We start from the raw sequence: 16,847 nt of genomic DNA, 5'->3' as shown, positions 1-16,847 counted from the left end.
ATATTACTGTATATGCAACTCATCATATTTATTTTAGTATATCCCTTTTTATGGTTTGTTTCTATACTACCCCATACTTTATTTTATTTACTTTCCGATTTTCTTTTCTTTTTAATTTATACTGTTTTTGGCTATCGAAAAAAAGTAGTTTACGCCAATTTAAAGCTTGCTTTTCCTGAAAAAAATGATAAAGAATTACAAAAAATTAGAAGAAAATTTTATGGGCATTTGGTAGACTTATTTATGGAAATGGTAAAAACCAGAAATCTTTCTAAAGAAGACGTCAAAAAACGATATCATGTACGTAATATTGAAGTATTGAGAGAGATTGAAAAAACAAAAACAACGCTACTAGTATGCTCCCATTACGCCAATTGGGAATGGAATGTAAGTATCAATAATTACGTTGCATCTAAAGGCTATGCTGTTTATCAAAAAATACACAATGTATATTTTGAAAAATTAATCAAAAAAATAAGGTCTAGGTGGAATACTACTCCTATTTTACAAAAAGATACAGTAAAAACAGTAATCAGAAATTTACAGAATAATGTAATAGGTACTTTCGGTATGGTTAGTGATCAATCACCTCAAGATCATATAGCACAGTATTGGACAGAATTTATGGGTGTTAAAGTTCCTGTTTTTAATGGTGCGGAAACTATGGCACGTAAAATGGATTTAGCTGTTGTTTTTTTAAAAGTATCTAAAGTTAAGCGTGGCTATTACCAAGCCGAATTTATTCCAATTACCACCTCTGGAAAACAAACTGAACCAAATGAAATTACGGATCGCTTTTTAAGGCTTACAGAACAACAAATAAGAGAAGAACCTGCCTATTATTTATGGACACATAAGCGTTGGAAACATAGAGATAAAGTCCCTGCTAAGTTTGCAACTGTAAAATAATTTTAGAATTAAACAAAAAAAGCATTTTATTAATTTATAGTGTAACTTTTTATAATAACTTTATCCCTGTAGTTAATCATTACTTCATCATTTCTAAATGGGATATAAAAAGTTAATTTTGTGTATTATTGGAATTGTATTGGCATTAAGCTTTTCTAATCTTGACAATAGTTTTGAATATATACTTAATAGACTCCAAAAATATCAAAAGGAAGAAACACCAGAGAAAATATATTTACATACAGATAAAGAAATTTATACTAGTGGAGAAACTATTTGGATTAAAAGTTATTTAGTTAATGGCATCACACACACTGCAAGCAATAAGAGTAAAGTATCTTATATTGAATTGATTAACTCTAAAGATAGTATTATAGCTCGAAGAGTATTATATACAGATAGTATTGGAACAGCTGCAGACATAAAAACGAATGAAAATTGGCTTTCAGGAAAGTATTTATTACGATCTTACACAGCATACATGAGAAATAAGGAACCTATCTTCTATCAAAAAGAAATTCTTATTTGGCAACAAAAAATTAAACCAGAAGAAATAGATCAACCTAATGAAACTACCATTGTATTATCTGACACAGTATTATTATCAGATGTTAAACCAAACACAAACCAGTTAAGACCTGAACTTAAATTTTATCCAGAAGGTGGTTACCTAATATCAAATTTAAAAAACACATTAGGAATTCATGTTACAAATTCTATAGGTAACGGAATTCCAATATCTGGAAATATTAAAGATTCAAAAGGGAATAAAGTTGCATTTTTCAGAACATATGAATATGGATTAGGCAAGACTGCTTTTATACCTAAGCCATATGAGAACTATACTGCTAACATAGAATTTAATGGTAAAAATATTCAGTATACTATTCCTTCAGCTTTAAAAAACGGATATCAGTTAGCTATAAAAAATAATAAGGATCATGTTATTATAGATATAAAATCTACAACAAAAGAAGGCTTAAAAGGGACTTTGCTATTGGGACACCTGAGAGGAAAACTTTTTTACAAGCGTGTAGAAACAAGAAACAAAAATAATAATACTATAAAATTACTAACAAAAGAATTAGACGATGGAGTTGCTCATTTTACGCTTTTTAACCCTAATGGAGAAGCTGTTTGTGAAAGGTTATCTTTTATAGATAATCCAGTAAATGATATTACTCTACAAATAAATACGGACAAGAAAATATATAAAACTAGAGAGCCAGTTTTTATTGACCTCTCAGTTTCTGATGAAAAAGAAAATATAATTAATGGAGATTTCTCTATAAGTGTTAATAATAACGAAGGCATAAATAATGAATCTAATACAAGCGATATTAGAAGTTGGTTGCTATTAGACTCTGACCTTAAAGGAACTATAGAGAATCCAACCTATTTTTTTGAAAATGATGTAAAAATAAATAAACAGTATTTGTTAGATGCTTTGATGCTAACGCATGGTTGGAGAAGATTTGTATGGAAAGATTTTTTAGGAAATACTATAGAAGAAAATAATTTTCCTCCAGAAAAAGGGCTTTTTATTAGCGGAAAAACTACAGTATTTAATAAGCCTTTTGTAACAAAATCTACATTTACAAAATTAAGCTTCTTAAAAAAAGGATTTGCCTATCAAGAAAAAGCTAATACAAATAGCCAAGGTAAATTTAGTTATGGTCCTTTTGTTTTTAAAGATACCATTAGTGCCATTATAGAAGCTACTGACTTAAATATAAAAAATAAAGATAAGAATAGGAATCTTTCTATATACATAGATGCGCCTGCCTCAAGTCCTAAAGTTGCAAGATTTCAACCAAAAAAAAAGAATTCAATCATACGTTATGATCATTTAAAGAAATATCTTAAAGCGGCTAAACGTAAGAAAATAGCAGATTTCAAATATAATTCTGAAGTAACTATTTTAGATGAAGTAATTGTGCAATCTGAAAGAAAAACTTTAAAAGAAAAACTCACAGATGAAATTGATAAGATAACATTATATAATCAACCTCAAAATAGGTTATTTCCTGATTCTATACCAGGTGCAGGATCTTTAAATGTTACTGACCTTTTAAGTCAAGTTCCAGGGGTAGCTGTTTTTGGTACTTTTCCTAATCAAAAAATAGAAATAAGAGGTGGTGGTTTTGGTTCATCCCAATCATCACCTCTAAATGTAAGTTCACCACTTTCTACTTCATCCTCGCCTTTATTTTTAATAGATGGAGCTGAAGTACAAATAGATTTTGTAAATCAATTGTTGGCCTCAGAAGTTTCATTTATAGATGTTTTAAAAGGAAATGAAGCTACTTTGTTTGGAGCACGTGGTAATAATGGAGTAATTGCTATTTATACCTATAGAGGTTTTAGTTTTTCTAAACGACAAATAAGTTCCCCAGGAGTTACTAATTTTGAATTTCCTGCATTTTATAGAGCAAGAGAATTTTTTACGCCAAATTATCAAATTAAAAAGGCAGAACATATTAAACCCGATTTTCGTAATACTTTATACTGGAAGCCTATTCATAATGTAAATAGTAATACTAAATCTAGATTAAAATTTTATACAGGTGATAATACAGGAAGATATCTTATAAAAATTGAAGGAGTCACAAAGGATGGCCGTGTAGTGAAAGCAACAAAAGACATCTATATTAAAAACTAAACCATTCAAAACATTAGTAAATATATTGAATGGTTTAGTTGTATTATAATGATGTTAATTTAAAGTCCAGCGACTTCTTTAATTTCTCCAATAATCTTATCTGCTAAACTATCTGCTTCTGATTGACTTTTAGCTTCTGTATAAATTCTAATAATAGGTTCTGTGTTAGATTTACGTAAGTGTACCCAATTTTCAACAAAATCAATCTTTACACCATCAATATTGGTTACTTGTTCTGCAGCATACTTTTCTTCCATAGCTACTAATAAAGCATCCACATCTAATTCTGGAGTGAGTTGAATTTTCTTTTTACTCATAAAATAACTAGGGTAACTTGCACGTAATTCCGATACCGTACCACCCTTTTCTGCCATAAGCATTAAAAATAATGCAGAACCCACTAAAGAATCTCTACCATAATGACTTTCTGGATAAATAATACCTCCATTACCTTCGCCACCAATAACAGCATTATTCGCTTTCATTTTGGTTACTACATTTACTTCTCCAACAGCAGCAGCCTCATAGCTACCACCATGTTTCTCCGTAATATCTCGTAAAGCTCTAGAAGACGATAAATTAGAAACGGTATTCCCTTTTGTTTTTCCTAATACATAATCTGCACAGGCTACTAAGGTGTATTCTTCACCAAACATTTCACCATCGTTACTAATAAACGCTAAACGATCTACATCTGGATCTACTACAATACCAAAATCCGCTTTTTCTTTTACAACCAAGTCACAAATATCACTTAAATGTTCTTTTAAAGGTTCTGGATTATGTGGAAAATGCCCAGTAGGATCACAATATAATTTTACAACTTCTACGCCTAAGGTTTCTAATAGTTTTGGAATAGCAATACCGCCTGTAGAATTTACACCATCAACAACAACCTTGAATTTTGCCTTTTTAATTGTATCGGCATCTACTAAAGACAACGCTAATACTTCATCGATATGAATATCTATATAAGCGTCATTTTTTATAATTTCTCCTAAATCATCTACTTCAGCAAAATCAAAATCTTCCTCTTCTGCAATTGCCAGAATCTTAGCACCTTGCGCAGCATCTAAAAACTCTCCTTTTTCGTTTAATAATTTTAATGCATTCCATTGTTTAGGGTTATGGCTCGCTGTTAAAATAATACCGCCATCAGCATTTTCTAAGGGTACTGCAATTTCTACCGTAGGTGTAGTAGATAAATCTAAATCGATCACATCTATTCCTAATCCTACAAGAGTTGAAACTACAAGATTCTGAATCATTTCTCCAGATAAACGGGCGTCACGACCAATAACTACTTTCAGTTTATCCTTTTTAGCGTATCCTTTAAGCCAGATTCCGTATGCCGCAGCAAATTTCACAGCATCAATAGGAGTTAAATTATCACCTGGTTTTCCGCCTATAGTTCCTCGTATTCCTGAAATTGATTTGATTAGTGTCATGTATTGTTTTAAAATGTTTTTGCAAATATAAACGTATCGGCATAAAACCTATTGTCCTTATTTGTAAATTCGACAATAAGAAATTTAGTTTTAGTTATATGAACTTTCTAGCACATATTTATTTGTCATTTAATGATGATGAAATCACTATTGGTAATTTTATAGCAGATAGCATTAAGGCTAATAAATACCATCATCTCCCAGATAAAATTCAAAAAGGCATTCACCTGCATCGCGCTATAGATACTTTTACAGACAAACATCCAACAGTGCGCCAAAGTACAAAGCGTTTGCATAAAAATTATAGCCATTACAGTGGGATTATCGTAGATATTTTCTATGATCATTTTTTGGCAAAAAATTGGGCTAGCTATTCAGATATTCCCCTAGCCACTTTTGTAGATCATTTTTATGATTTATTAGAAGATAATTATGAAATACTACCGATAGGAGTAAAAAAAATGATGCCTTATATGATTGCTGATAATTGGATTTTTAATTATTCTAAGATGGAGGGTATTGATAAGGTTTTAAATGGAATGAATAGAAGGACTAAAAACAGATCTAAAATGAATTTTGCCATTCTAGATCTTGAAGAACATTATGATGCTTTTGAAAAAGAATTTACCACTTTCTTTGAAGAATTAATTGCCTATTCCAAACAAAAATATATTTCATTAGTAGAAAAATAATATTTGGATTTGGATGAATTTCAACAATCAAAAAAACAAAATACTTATTTTTAATTCCTAATTATACTTGCTCTAGAATTTAATCTAATATGAAAAAAATATTCTTACCCCTATTAATATTACTATGTATACAATGTGAAAAACAAGCCCCTACGCCTACTGGTTTAGTTACCGAAAAAGCAATGGTGGTTTCTGCTAGAGAAGAGGTGTCTAAAATTGGCTCAGAAATCTTGCAAAATGGAGGAAATGCCTTTGATGCTATGGTGGCTACAGAAATGGCGTTAGCTGTTGCCTATCCGTATGCAGGGAATCTTGGTGGCGGTGGTTTTATGGTATACCGAAAAGCAAATGGTAACATTGGCGGATTAGATTACAGAGAAAAAGCGCCATTAGCAGCTTCAAAAAATATGTATTTAGATTCTCTAGGGAATGTAATTCCTGAAATGAGTACACTTGGTGCCACAGCAGTTGGGGTTCCTGGTACGGTAGCAGGCGTAATTGAAGTACATAAAAAATTTGGATTAATGCCTTTAGAAGAAATTTTAAAGCCTGTTATCGCATTAGCCTTAAAAGGAGTTGTAGTAACCCAAAAACAAGAAGATAGATTACATAAACACAGACCTGCATTTCTTAAAGTTAATGGAGACAGTACTTTTTTTGCTACCGTTTATAAAAAAGGAGATACCATAAAATATACAGCTATAGCAAAAACGCTCACAAAAATAGCAGAACAAGGTAGAGATGGTTTTTACAAAGGGGAAACGGCGCAAAAATTAGCGCAATTTATTCAAGAATGTGGTGGTTTTGTTACAACACAAGATTTAGAAAAGTATGAAGCTCAGTGGCGGCAACCTGTTGTTTTTAATTATAAAGATTTGCGGATTATTTCTATGAGCCCTCCTAGTAGTGGTGGTGTAACCATGAATCAGATTTTTAAAATGATAGAGCCTTATGATTTAGAAAGCTTTGGTCATAATTCACAAAAAACCATTCAATTATTCACAGAAGCTTCCAGGCGTGCCTATGCTGATAGAAACTACTTTTTAGGAGATCCAGATTTTGTTGCTATTCCTTTAGATGTAATTCTTAGTAAGAACTATTTAAAAGAGCGCATGGAAGATTTTTCTTTTGATAAAGCCACTTCTTCTTCTGATGTAGGACATGGAAATATTGAAATTGTAGAAAGTATGGAAACTACCCACTACTCTATTGTAGATGCAGACGGTAATGCTGTTTCTGTAACCACTACTTTAAATGGTGCTTATGGTTCTAAATTATATTCAGATGAATTGGGTTTCTTTTTGAATAACGAAATGGATGATTTTAGTGCAAAAGCGGGCATTCCTAATATGTTTGGGCTTATTGGAGCAGAAGCCAATAGCATCGCACCAGAAAAACGGATGTTAAGCAGCATGACACCTACAATAGTAGAAAAAGAAGGTAAACTTTGGATGGTAGTGGGTACGCCAGGTGGTTCTACTATTATTACGGCTGTTGCACAAACAATACTGAACGGATATGAGTTTAATATGAGTATGCAAGAGGCTGTAAATGCACCTCGTTTTCACCATCAATGGCTGCCAGATCGTTTGGTTTTTGAACCAGAAGGCTTTTCAATACAATTAAAAGAAGGACTAACCGCTAAAGGTTATCCTATTAGTGAAGAAAATAACATGATTATAGGGAAAGTAGATGCTATAAAAGTACTTCCTGATGGAAAACTAGAAGGCGGAGCAGATAAACGCGGTGATGATACTGCTGTTGGCTTTTGAATGGTAATGTGTTATATTAGAATACTGTTTAAACAATAAAAAAATCAGCAGATTAGTGGTAACACTAAAAAGAATATAACATATCTCTAAATTGTATAGCACATGAAAAAAATGCTAACCATAATATTATACTTTTGTTTTACCATAATGCTATACTCTCAAGCAGACTGTGCATTAAAGATTAGTTACAATGGAACAGTTGAAACTAATGAATTAAACATTTATAAAATTTTATTGCCTTCAATCCAAACCTTCAAACAAAAAGATTTTGAAAATATAAATGACTCATATTCTGACATGTTTGTTACAATTAAAAATAATAAATATGTTGGATTTAATATTAGTTTAGGTGCTTGTAATTCTGATTTCAAAAAAATTATTTTGTTGAATAAATATTTTTATGTGATTATTGAAACAATAGATAATCATGGAAATTTGAATCGCACAAAAAAGAAGGTGAGATTTGATGAGGCTGAAGTTAAAATATCTGGGTTATCAGCTGATATTGAAATTCCAAAAATAAGTTTGTAAACATTAAGGTATTTTTTGTTTTTTATCTTTGATGGATTACTATATGTACACTATTAAACAGCATGATAAAAAGAGCTAACTTACTAGCATTATTAATTTTAGTTTTTTATTCCTGTTTTGGAAATGCACAAACATGGAAAATTAAAGATACTATAATAGACTCCGAAAAATTTTATATATATCCAATTCAAAAAAAAGAATGCTGTTGGGGAAGTGTTGATACCTGGATGATTAATGGAGAACATATAACAAAACTTCCAAAAGACGGAAATTGGATTCAAATCTTTGAAAAAGATAAAAACCGGATTGCTAAAAAATATCAAATAAAAAATGGTGTCTTAAATGGTTATTGGTTTGAATTTTATTTAAATGGACAAGAGGAACTTTCAGGAGCGTATTGTAATGAAACAAAGTGCGGAAAATGGATCCAATACTATAATAATGGACAAATAAAAAATATTACCACTTATAGTAAAGGAGAGCCTTTAGGTCTATCAATAAATTATTTTAAAAATGGTAAGATTGAACGTAAAGGAACTTATGAAGGCTATAATAAAAATGGTCTATGGCAATATTTTTATAAAAATGGTCAGTTAAAATTTAAACAAAACTATATTAATGGAACTGTTCAAGATGACAGTATTATAAAATATGATTCAATAGGTCAAATTCATTTTAAAGGAGGTCTTAAAAATGGTATACCTAATGGAGAATGGGTTATATATTATCCAAATGGAAATATGGAATCTTTTGGCTCTTTTACAATAAAACAAGTAACTGTTTGTTCAGGAGCTCTCCCAAATACTGTTTATAGAGATTTTAAAATAGGAAAATGGAAATACTTTTATAGTTCAGGAAAATTATTTGCAGAAATTGAGTATAAGTTAGCCTATAAAAGAAGAAGAAGAAAGCAAACAAGAGTTCTTGACAAACAAACTATTTATTCAAAAATATACTTTGAAAAATATTATTCTGAAAAAGGTGAAATAATAAAAAAGAAAAATATTAAAAACAAATACCCTATTTTAATCGAGAAAATAAAAGCTGGGTATAACATGATGTTCTATGAAGATATTTAATTCATTTTTTTAAATAAATTTATCTTTTCTTTTGCATATATTATAACTTCACAGGCATCTCTAGAGAAAATTCTGAACATTTTCTGTGCATGATATTATTTTAGAATGAATTTCAAAATAAATAAAAAAAACTTACCAAATTAATTTTAAGGTATGTAATTATTCAGTGTAAAATTAGATTAGAATGATAACCAAAATTTTATGAAAACACTTATTACTAAAATATTACTATTTACTAGCTTAAGCTTTTATGGTCAGGATTTAGAAGAAGGAACACAGTTTTTTCTTTCTAAGGATACTACAGAGATTATACAGCTTTTAGAGCAATTGAAAACTCAAGATTCAGCATATGCAGCAACTGAAATTTTAAAAATGGATTACGCATTACTTTCCTTTGATATAGATAATCCGATTACTTCTCCAAAATTAATTGAATTAAAAGAAGGGGAATATATTTCTAAAGTAGAAAATAACATTTCATATATCTATTATTTGTTTAAAGTTGAAGAATTTAATGAATACAGAGCTAGTTATATATACTTGGATGGGACTAAATTAAGTAAAGCTGAAATTGATTCTATCCGACCAATAATTATACAAGATTTTAAAAAAGGAACTAGCTTTGAAAAATTGAATGAAAAGTATAATATGGATCCAAATCCAAATAAAGGAGATTTAGGATGGTTTAAAGAAGGAAGGATGATGCAAAAATTTGAAAAAGCTGTACGAGAACATAAACTAAAAGAAATTTTTACAATAGATATTCCTGACATGAATTGGTACTATGTAACACTTAAAACCTTTAATAATAGAAAAAACATAAAAAAGACTTATCTGAAAATAAAGAGTAGTAATTAATATTTTATATAACTCTTTAATACCAAAATACCAATTAAATTTTTCTAAATCACTATATGAGCATATTCTCTTATCACCTTGTTAAAGTACCCTTTATATTGGGCATAAAAGGAGTGTTCTCAGATCAAATAAAAAAAGAAACCAAAGGTCTTATAAATGCTGAATATATGACCGCAATGACATTAGGTTCTCCTTTGCTATCCTCTTCTCGATTTTTGATCAGAAAAGTTGCCATTTTTGCGCAATGGGAAAACGAAGAGTATCTTGATAATTATTTGAAAAATGAAAAATTTGGTAAAATACTGACTAAAGGTTGGCATATTAGGTTAAAATTTATGAGAGAATGGGGGAAAATACGAGGTTTTAAAATTCCTGAATTTAAAGCTGAATTAGAAAGCACATCCTCTCCAGTTGTTGCAGTAACCATAGCAAAAATGAAGCCTTTGGCCGTTCCAAGATTCATATATTGGGGGAAACCAGTTGAAAAATTGGTTCGTGACCACTCAGGAACCATACTTTCATTAGCGTCCATTAAATTTCCAAATACAGTGTCTACATTTTCCATATGGAAAACTCAGAAAGAAATGACCAATATGGTACATGGCCATAGTGCAATGCCTAAACCCAAAAGACATTCAAATGCAATGAAAGAGAGAGAACGAAAGAATTTCCATTTTGAGTTTACTACTTTGCGTTTTAAACCTATTGCTGAATTTGGTTCTTGGGAGGGTAAAAAGAATTTTATTCCTAATCTTAAAAAGAATTAAATGGGTATTGCCATTATAAAACAAAATTTTCAAGATTTTATAACGCAACAATGGGTTATCCTATTTGGAAAAAAAATAATTAAAAGTCAAAATGAATGGCTTTTAGGCCCTTTTGGTACTACAAAAGGTATTGGCGTTAAATTTATTCATCAACTCGCTAAAAATGAAGATTTAATAGTTGATAAAACTCAAAACAACAAAGGGATACTATCCTCTATTGCGCAATTGCATTTATCGGAAGAAGAACAAAATAGCTTATCAAAAAGTGTAATTGACTTTTACGAAAATACCAGTAATTATGATTTTGATTTAAAAGTGAAATGGAATCCTTTTTTCAAAGGATTTGGTGTGCTATTACGATTATTATTTAGCAATAGAATTAAACAATTAAATGTTCCACTTAAAAATGTTAAGGATTCAAAATCTTTAAAAAGTGAAATCATTTACTTATTGGATGCTAAAACCAAAAAAAATAAGCGAACGATATGGCTAAGAACTTTTAAAACAACAGAAGAAGTAGTGTATTCTGGTGTTTATGAAACCTGTGTTATACCTTCTGGACAAACTTGCATTAAAGCAATATTTCCGTTACCGAACGGAAATGCCACGGTTATTTTAAGCCCTAGTGTTGGAGCAAATGGGGAACTCATCTTAACCTCTTATGGAAAAAAAATTGGAGATAGTGGTTTTTACTTTTTACTAAACGATTCTAAAGGAAATTTATGGACTAAATTTATCAAATCATTTAAAGATGAATTAATAGTTAATGCTGAAAATGATAAAATTAAAGCTATACAAACCTTAACTTTATGGGGTTTACGAGTTTTACAATTTCAATATCATATTAGTAAGAAAACTAACTGATCAAATACATCTTATAAAAATACGATATGAATAGTTCTTTCCTAAATTTTTAGGACATTTTACAAATATCTATATTTAACTTTTATATTTCCTCTCTTAGCAAATAATTAAGACCAAATGGAAAAAGAAATTATTGAAAAACAGAAAATAGAGGAGCAAAAAGGTTTAAAAACTTTAGAGAGAATTGATGGAAAATATATTTTAAATGAAATTAGTAGTGTTTTAAACTTTGATAAAGGAATACTATATACCATAAAGGAATTATTCTTAAGACCTGGCAATACCGTTAGAGAATTTATCCTTTATGATAGAAAAAGACTTGTGAAACCAATAATTTTTGTGATTTTTAGCTCTTTATTTTTCGTAATAGCACAACAATTTTTTGAATTTAATGTAGGTGCTGCTCCAAAAAATATAGAAAGCCAAGGTCTTACAAAAGTGTATGAATGGGTTGGCAAAAACTTTGGAATTGTAAATATTTTTATGGGATTTTTTATTGGATTTTTGATAAAGTTATTTTTTTTTAAAGTCCAATTTTAATATTTATGAGATATTCATTTTAGTTTTTTTTATCGTTGGAATGAGCAACTTTATTTACACATTCTCTGGAATAATAGAATTTTTAACAGGGTTTGGAAACTTTATGCTAACATATTTTATTACACTACTATATTCAGCTTGGGCAATTGGAAATTTTTTTAATAAAAAGAAATTCTGGAGTTATTTTAAGGGAATGCTTGCTTGTTTTATAGGAACTAGTATAAGTTCATTTACTACAGTTTTTATAGGTATTTTAATTGATGTTTTTAATAAAAACAGTTAACATTACCTATAACAGAGTAATCTCTATTCATTTAAAAATTATGATGTTTTAATAGCGATTTAGTCGTTAGACTCAAATTTAACTGTAGAATAGCCTACAACAAGATTTTTGGTATGTGGACCATCATCGTTATACAAGCCTGCTTTTAAGTAAAAACCATTAGCAATACCCGTATTATTTACCCAATCTGTAGTTGCATCAGGCGCATATGATTCGTCTAAAACAAGTGTACCATTTTGTTCCACATAGATATGTGCAAAACCATCTTTCTTTTCTAGGATTATTTTTAATGTAGATTGATTATAATTTCCTCCATCCGCAAAAGGAAAATCTCTTTTCATAAAGCTAGTATCTCTAGAACTTACTTCTGGATCTTTTCTAATAACGGTTTCCAATCCATTTTCATGTAACACTAATCTAAAAAAAGGCTTATTAGAATTCCCCCCTCTATTATGGACTTGGGCTATCGTTACCCCATTTGCTGGTATATCATAGTAAACACCTTCTAGTTCAATTTTAGAAAGAGAACTAAGTGGCCCTCTAGAAATCTGCTTAAATTCTATTCTTCTCCCCTTCTCTAATTGACATTCTAAATTTAATTCAGATTGATCATCAGATAAGTAAAAATAATTATCATCTGGCACTGCGTTTTCAAAAATCCCTACCAAACTTTCATCGTTTGTATCACATGGTGGGCTGTCACAACCTCCAGTATTGTAACTATTCTCTATGACGATATTTTCATCAAAAACAAATCGTTCTGCTAAACTTGGACTTTCATTATCAGTAGTACTTTCACCAGTATCCGTGTTTCCATCAGGGTTTTCACCATCACCCATATTTTCATCTTCATTAGTACTTTCATCATTCGTAGTATCTTCTTCTACAGGTTCTGGAGTATCGATTTCTTCACTAATTGGAGCTTCTGCTATGACATCTTCTTTATCAGTAGAACAACTGTATAAAAAAATAAAACAAAAAGTCATTAAAGAAAGTATCGATTTGGAGGGAGTCATTATTTTAAAATTATTAAGGTTAACTATTTTAATAGTATTTTTTTGTTTAAGATTCTATAAAAAGGATTACAAATCTAAATTTACCATTAAATTCATAAAAGATTTATGTTATTTTATATAACGCTCAAATTTAATGAATATTTCCAAGCTAGTTCTTTTTAGCTACTTTTACCAAATAACCTTTAAAAACAAATTCTTTAAAAGAACATATTTTGAAGTGCCATGATTAAAAAATTATTCAAAATCCTTTTAAAAATCATCTTAGCCTTACTTTTATTAGGTTTAATTGCTTTCGGAGTCCTTTACGCTGTTTATAATGAAGAAATGCCGATAGCTGAAAAAAGCACTTCTGCTGATGCTTTAGCCGAAAAAATGCTCAAGGCTATTAACTATGAAAAATATGCTGCAACTAGATATCTTGAATGGTCTTTTGCAGGCGGTAAACATATTTACAAATGGGATAAAGAAAATGAGCAAGTTACTGTAGAATGGTCAAGTTACAAAGTGTTATTAAATCTAAACAATACCGTAAAAAGTGAAGTGCACAAGAGTAATACTGTAATTACGGGAAGTGATAAAGAAAAACTAATTACTACCGCATTAGACTATTTTAATAATGATTCTTTCTGGCTGGTAGCTCCATTTAAGATTATGGATAAAGGAACGGAAAGAAGTATTGTACAATTAGAAGACGGTACAGAAGCATTATTAGTAACCTATACTTCGGGAGGAACAACGCCTGGAGATACCTATCTTTGGAAATTACAACCAAACGGATTTCCGGTGAGTTATAAAATGTGGGTAAACATACTCCCTATTGGTGGTTTAGAAGCCACTTGGGATAATTGGCAAGTTATGGAAAGTGGTGCGTTTTTGCCAGTATCTCATCAACTAGGACCAATTAGTTTAAGTATGGGAGCCGTTAGTGCTTATAATTAAGATTATGCCAAAAAAGGGATCAGCAAAAAATACGAAGAACAAAGCCAAACATACCAAGCTTATGAATCAGAAGATAAATAAGCAGCGTAATGATAAGGCAAAGCGCATAGCACGCTTAAAAGAAATTGCGCAAATGGGAAAGCAAACAAAAAAAGCTGAAGAATAAGACTTTTAGTTTCATCAACAACATATAAAAAAATACAACAATAGGATACTGCTTTGTGACTTGCTATTACAAGAGTATGTTTCTAGTTATTTTTGTTTAAAATTATATTTAACGACTATGTTTAAAACAAATACATATTTTGATGATAAGGTATTATCTATCGGTTTTAAAAATGATGAGGGCAAAGCAACCATTGGTGTAATGGCAGCTGGAGAATATACTTTTGGAACTACTTCTATTGAATATATGACTGTAATTTCTGGAGAAATGCAAGTACAGTTACCTGAAACTACAGAATGGATTAGCTATAAAGCTTATGAAACTTTTATTGTACAAGCTAACCAATCTTTTCATGTAAAGGTAATTAGTGATACTTCATATAAGTGTGTGTATAAGTAATACTTATTGTATTTATTATTTATGTTCTTGTTTTTTAAATAATAACTTTTTAATAATTAAAAACGAGACATAATATAAAAGAATTGCAACAGAAAACTGCATATAATTTATTACATAATAATTCTCATAAATATTAAATGTAAAAGAGTTATCACCAAAAAGAAATGCACTCAATAGTATTAAAAAAATAATTACTAAAAATTTCACTTTCATATTTTATTATAAAACCAAAACTTACTCGATAATCGAGATTTAAAATGCTCCGATACTTGCGTCGAAATCAATGTGAATTCTTCCTTTTAATGCCCTGAGGTTATTTACTTCTTAATCTTATTTTTATACCTTACAATCCACTAATAAAATTACCGTACAAATCTTTAAACTGGTAGCCTTCTGAAATTCGTTGTTTACTTAGTTTTTTATAGGATACTAATCCCCATAAAATCATTTCTTTTAGGAAATAAGTATCATTTTTAGGAAAATCTGGTTGGTATTTTTGTATCAAGTCATTTAATGCAGGAATACCGTCCAAAGTTCTTTTGTATTCTTCATCTGTAAAATCATCTAAAAGCTCAAATCCTTCGCCTTGAAAAAACCACTGTAGTAAATTGTCATATTCAGTTTCTGCATCTTTACGTTCTAGTTTGTTAATTTTAGGGAAATACTGTGGAAATAAAGATTTTACAGCATCATCTATTAGAATAGCAGCTACACCATCTGCACCCTCCTGCTCTCCTTCATATACCAATTCTATTTTTCCTGTGATAGCCGGAATTACACCCAGAAAATCACTAAGACGGATCATGGTACTATCTGCTCCTGCTAATAATGCTCTACGTTCTGCAGTACTCAATAAATTCTCAAAAGCAGTAATACTAGTACGGGTACTTACACCACTTTTTGCATCTACATACTCACTTTCTCTAGCTTCAAAACTAATTTGCTCTAATAAATCTCTAGCCAAATCTGGAACATATACGGCATCTGTTTGCCTGGTATCTAATTTTGATTCTTGCTCCGTAATTTTACGAGCAGTTTCGATATCTTCAGGGTAGTGCGTTAGAATTTGTGAGCCTATTCTATCTTTTAATGGCGTTACTATACTTCCTCTATTGGTATAATCCTCAGGGTTTGCTGTAAATACAAATTGTAGATCTAATGGTAATCGTAACTTAAACCCTCTTATTTGGATATCACCTTCTTGCAGAATATTAAATAGTGATACTTGAATTCTTGCTTGCAAATCTGGTAATTCATTAATTACAAAAATACAACGGTTAGCACGTGGAATCATTCCAAAATGAATTACTCTATCATCTGCATAAGACAATTTTAAATTTGCTGCTTTAATAGGATCTACATCCCCAATTAAATCAGAAACAGTAACATCTGGGGTTGCTAATTTTTCATAAAAACGTTCGTCTCTATGCAACCAAGTGATTGGTGTTTTATCTCCTTTTTCTTTGATCAATTCTAAAGCATAACGGGACATAGGTTGTAAAGGGTCATCATTGATTTCAGATCCTTCTACTACTGGAATATATTCGTCTAATAGATTGACCATTAAACGTGCTAAACGAGTTTTAGCTTGCCCTCTAAGTCCTAATAAATTAATATTATGTCTGGATAAAATGGCTCTTTCCAGTTCCGGAATTACAGAATCTTCATATCCCCAAACTCCGGTAAAGGTTTCTTCACCATTCTTTATTTTTTCTCTTAAATTATCTCTAAGCTCGTCTTTTATACTTTTTACGGTATAACCCGCTTTTTTTAAATCGCCTAATGTTTTTATTTCTGTAGTATTCAATTTCATAAATAGTTGTTCGTTTATGGTTGTCTGTTACTCGTCCTGTTTTTTACATTTCTAATAATCTAACCATATTGCAATTTCACTTCAATTTTTCGTAATAAACTTTTACTTA

General features: G+C 30.2%; 16 protein-coding genes. 13 read left to right on the top strand and 3 right to left on the bottom strand.

All coding sequences use genetic code 11. From position 1 onward, the window contains the following. Positions 1-12 precede the first annotated feature (12 nt). On the top strand, positions 13-909 hold the full coding sequence (locus ACZ451_RS15215) for a lysophospholipid acyltransferase family protein (protein WP_464213907.1): 897 nt from the start codon (positions 13-15) through the stop codon (positions 907-909). A 97-nt stretch (positions 910-1,006) separates the two neighbouring features. Next, entirely contained in the window at positions 1,007-3,571 is a 2,565-nt protein-coding gene (locus ACZ451_RS15210) for a TonB-dependent receptor plug domain-containing protein (RefSeq protein WP_464213905.1), read from the top strand. A 59-nt stretch (positions 3,572-3,630) separates the two neighbouring features. Here ACZ451_RS15210 and glmM read toward each other — a convergent pair whose 3' ends face one another. Further along, positions 3,631-5,019: a phosphoglucosamine mutase gene (gene glmM, locus ACZ451_RS15205; protein WP_464213903.1), complete on the bottom strand. Its 1,389-nt coding sequence runs from the start codon at positions 5,017-5,019 to the stop codon at positions 3,631-3,633. Positions 5,020-5,117: 98 nt separating this feature from the next. Here glmM and ACZ451_RS15200 point away from each other — a divergent pair, with 98 nt between their 5' ends. The 9 genes from ACZ451_RS15200 (at position 5,118) to ACZ451_RS15160 (ending at position 12,405) form a co-directional block, all read left to right on the top strand. Beyond that, positions 5,118-5,711, top strand: a complete 594-nt coding sequence (locus ACZ451_RS15200; RefSeq protein ID WP_464213901.1) for an acyl carrier protein phosphodiesterase — start codon at positions 5,118-5,120, stop codon at positions 5,709-5,711. 89 nt (positions 5,712-5,800) lie between these two features. Beyond that, complete coding sequence (ggt, locus tag ACZ451_RS15195; protein ID WP_464213899.1) at positions 5,801-7,483, top strand: gamma-glutamyltransferase; 1,683 nt, start codon at positions 5,801-5,803, stop codon at positions 7,481-7,483. Between the two features lie 102 nt (positions 7,484-7,585). Then, positions 7,586-8,014, top strand: coding sequence for a hypothetical protein (locus ACZ451_RS15190; protein ID WP_464213897.1), 429 nt, complete (start codon positions 7,586-7,588; stop codon positions 8,012-8,014). A gap of 62 nt (positions 8,015-8,076) precedes the next feature. Further along, positions 8,077-9,093, top strand: a complete 1,017-nt coding sequence (locus ACZ451_RS15185; RefSeq protein WP_464213895.1) for a toxin-antitoxin system YwqK family antitoxin — start codon at positions 8,077-8,079, stop codon at positions 9,091-9,093. Between the two features lie 201 nt (positions 9,094-9,294). Further along, the gene (locus ACZ451_RS15180; RefSeq protein WP_464213893.1) at positions 9,295-9,951 is read left to right on the top strand and encodes a peptidylprolyl isomerase; all 657 of its coding nucleotides are present in this window, start codon (positions 9,295-9,297) and stop codon (positions 9,949-9,951) included. A gap of 56 nt (positions 9,952-10,007) precedes the next feature. Further along, positions 10,008-10,718: a hypothetical protein gene (locus ACZ451_RS15175; RefSeq protein ID WP_464213891.1), complete on the top strand. Its 711-nt coding sequence runs from the start codon at positions 10,008-10,010 to the stop codon at positions 10,716-10,718. Next, entirely contained in the window at positions 10,719-11,582 is an 864-nt protein-coding gene (locus ACZ451_RS15170; protein WP_464213889.1) for a hypothetical protein, read from the top strand. It begins immediately after the preceding gene. A gap of 117 nt (positions 11,583-11,699) precedes the next feature. Next, a complete protein-coding gene (locus ACZ451_RS15165; RefSeq protein ID WP_464213887.1) occupies positions 11,700-12,122 on the top strand; it encodes a DUF3667 domain-containing protein in 423 nt (140 codons plus the stop codon). Between the two features lie 40 nt (positions 12,123-12,162). Then, on the top strand, positions 12,163-12,405 hold the full coding sequence (locus ACZ451_RS15160; RefSeq protein ID WP_464213885.1) for a hypothetical protein: 243 nt from the start codon (positions 12,163-12,165) through the stop codon (positions 12,403-12,405). Positions 12,406-12,464: 59 nt separating this feature from the next. Here the strand turns inward: ACZ451_RS15160 and ACZ451_RS15155 are convergent, their stop codons facing one another. Next, on the bottom strand, positions 12,465-13,421 hold the full coding sequence (locus tag ACZ451_RS15155) for a hypothetical protein (protein ID WP_464213883.1): 957 nt from the start codon (positions 13,419-13,421) through the stop codon (positions 12,465-12,467). 222 nt (positions 13,422-13,643) lie between these two features. Here ACZ451_RS15155 and ACZ451_RS15150 point away from each other — a divergent pair, with 222 nt between their 5' ends. Together ACZ451_RS15150 and ppnP are read left to right on the top strand one after the other, a co-directional pair. Continuing rightward, positions 13,644-14,360 carry a hypothetical protein gene (locus ACZ451_RS15150; RefSeq protein ID WP_464213881.1) on the top strand — a complete coding sequence of 239 codons (717 nt, stop codon included), beginning with the start codon at positions 13,644-13,646 and terminating at the stop codon, positions 14,358-14,360. A gap of 283 nt (positions 14,361-14,643) precedes the next feature. Beyond that, entirely contained in the window at positions 14,644-14,925 is a 282-nt protein-coding gene (gene ppnP / locus ACZ451_RS15145; RefSeq protein WP_464213879.1) for a pyrimidine/purine nucleoside phosphorylase, read from the top strand. A gap of 343 nt (positions 14,926-15,268) precedes the next feature. On the opposite strand, the gene ACZ451_RS15140 is transcribed toward ppnP, so the two are convergent. After that, entirely contained in the window at positions 15,269-16,738 is a 1,470-nt protein-coding gene (locus tag ACZ451_RS15140; RefSeq protein ID WP_464213877.1) for a MoxR family ATPase, read from the bottom strand. Positions 16,739-16,847: the final 109 nt, after the last annotated feature.

The sequence above is a fragment of the Allocellulophaga tsushimaensis genome, from assembly GCF_055383085.1.
Note: the sequence above shows the minus strand (reverse complement) of the source record. Positions and strands in the feature narration are given on the sequence as shown.

Bases quoted from the DNA above. Each gene is read 5' to 3' on its own strand.
- ACZ451_RS15215 (WP_464213907.1), top strand. From the start codon at position 13: ATGCAACTCATCATATTTATTTTAGTATATCCCTTTTTATGGTTTGTT.
- ACZ451_RS15210 (WP_464213905.1), top strand. From the start codon at position 1,007: ATGGGATATAAAAAGTTAATTTTGTGTATTATTGGAATTGTATTGGCA.
- glmM (WP_464213903.1), bottom strand. From the start codon at position 5,019: ATGACACTAATCAAATCAATTTCAGGAATACGAGGAACTATAGGCGGA.
- ACZ451_RS15200 (WP_464213901.1), top strand. From the start codon at position 5,118: ATGAACTTTCTAGCACATATTTATTTGTCATTTAATGATGATGAAATC.
- ggt (WP_464213899.1), top strand. From the start codon at position 5,801: ATGAAAAAAATATTCTTACCCCTATTAATATTACTATGTATACAATGT.
- ACZ451_RS15190 (WP_464213897.1), top strand. From the start codon at position 7,586: ATGAAAAAAATGCTAACCATAATATTATACTTTTGTTTTACCATAATG.
- ACZ451_RS15185 (WP_464213895.1), top strand. From the start codon at position 8,077: ATGATAAAAAGAGCTAACTTACTAGCATTATTAATTTTAGTTTTTTAT.
- ACZ451_RS15180 (WP_464213893.1), top strand. From the start codon at position 9,295: ATGAAAACACTTATTACTAAAATATTACTATTTACTAGCTTAAGCTTT.
- ACZ451_RS15175 (WP_464213891.1), top strand. From the start codon at position 10,008: ATGAGCATATTCTCTTATCACCTTGTTAAAGTACCCTTTATATTGGGC.
- ACZ451_RS15170 (WP_464213889.1), top strand. From the start codon at position 10,719: ATGGGTATTGCCATTATAAAACAAAATTTTCAAGATTTTATAACGCAA.
- ACZ451_RS15165 (WP_464213887.1), top strand. From the start codon at position 11,700: ATGGAAAAAGAAATTATTGAAAAACAGAAAATAGAGGAGCAAAAAGGT.
- ACZ451_RS15160 (WP_464213885.1), top strand. From the start codon at position 12,163: ATGAGCAACTTTATTTACACATTCTCTGGAATAATAGAATTTTTAACA.
- ACZ451_RS15155 (WP_464213883.1), bottom strand. From the start codon at position 13,421: ATGACTCCCTCCAAATCGATACTTTCTTTAATGACTTTTTGTTTTATT.
- ACZ451_RS15150 (WP_464213881.1), top strand. From the start codon at position 13,644: ATGATTAAAAAATTATTCAAAATCCTTTTAAAAATCATCTTAGCCTTA.
- ppnP (WP_464213879.1), top strand. From the start codon at position 14,644: ATGTTTAAAACAAATACATATTTTGATGATAAGGTATTATCTATCGGT.
- ACZ451_RS15140 (WP_464213877.1), bottom strand. From the start codon at position 16,738: ATGAAATTGAATACTACAGAAATAAAAACATTAGGCGATTTAAAAAAA.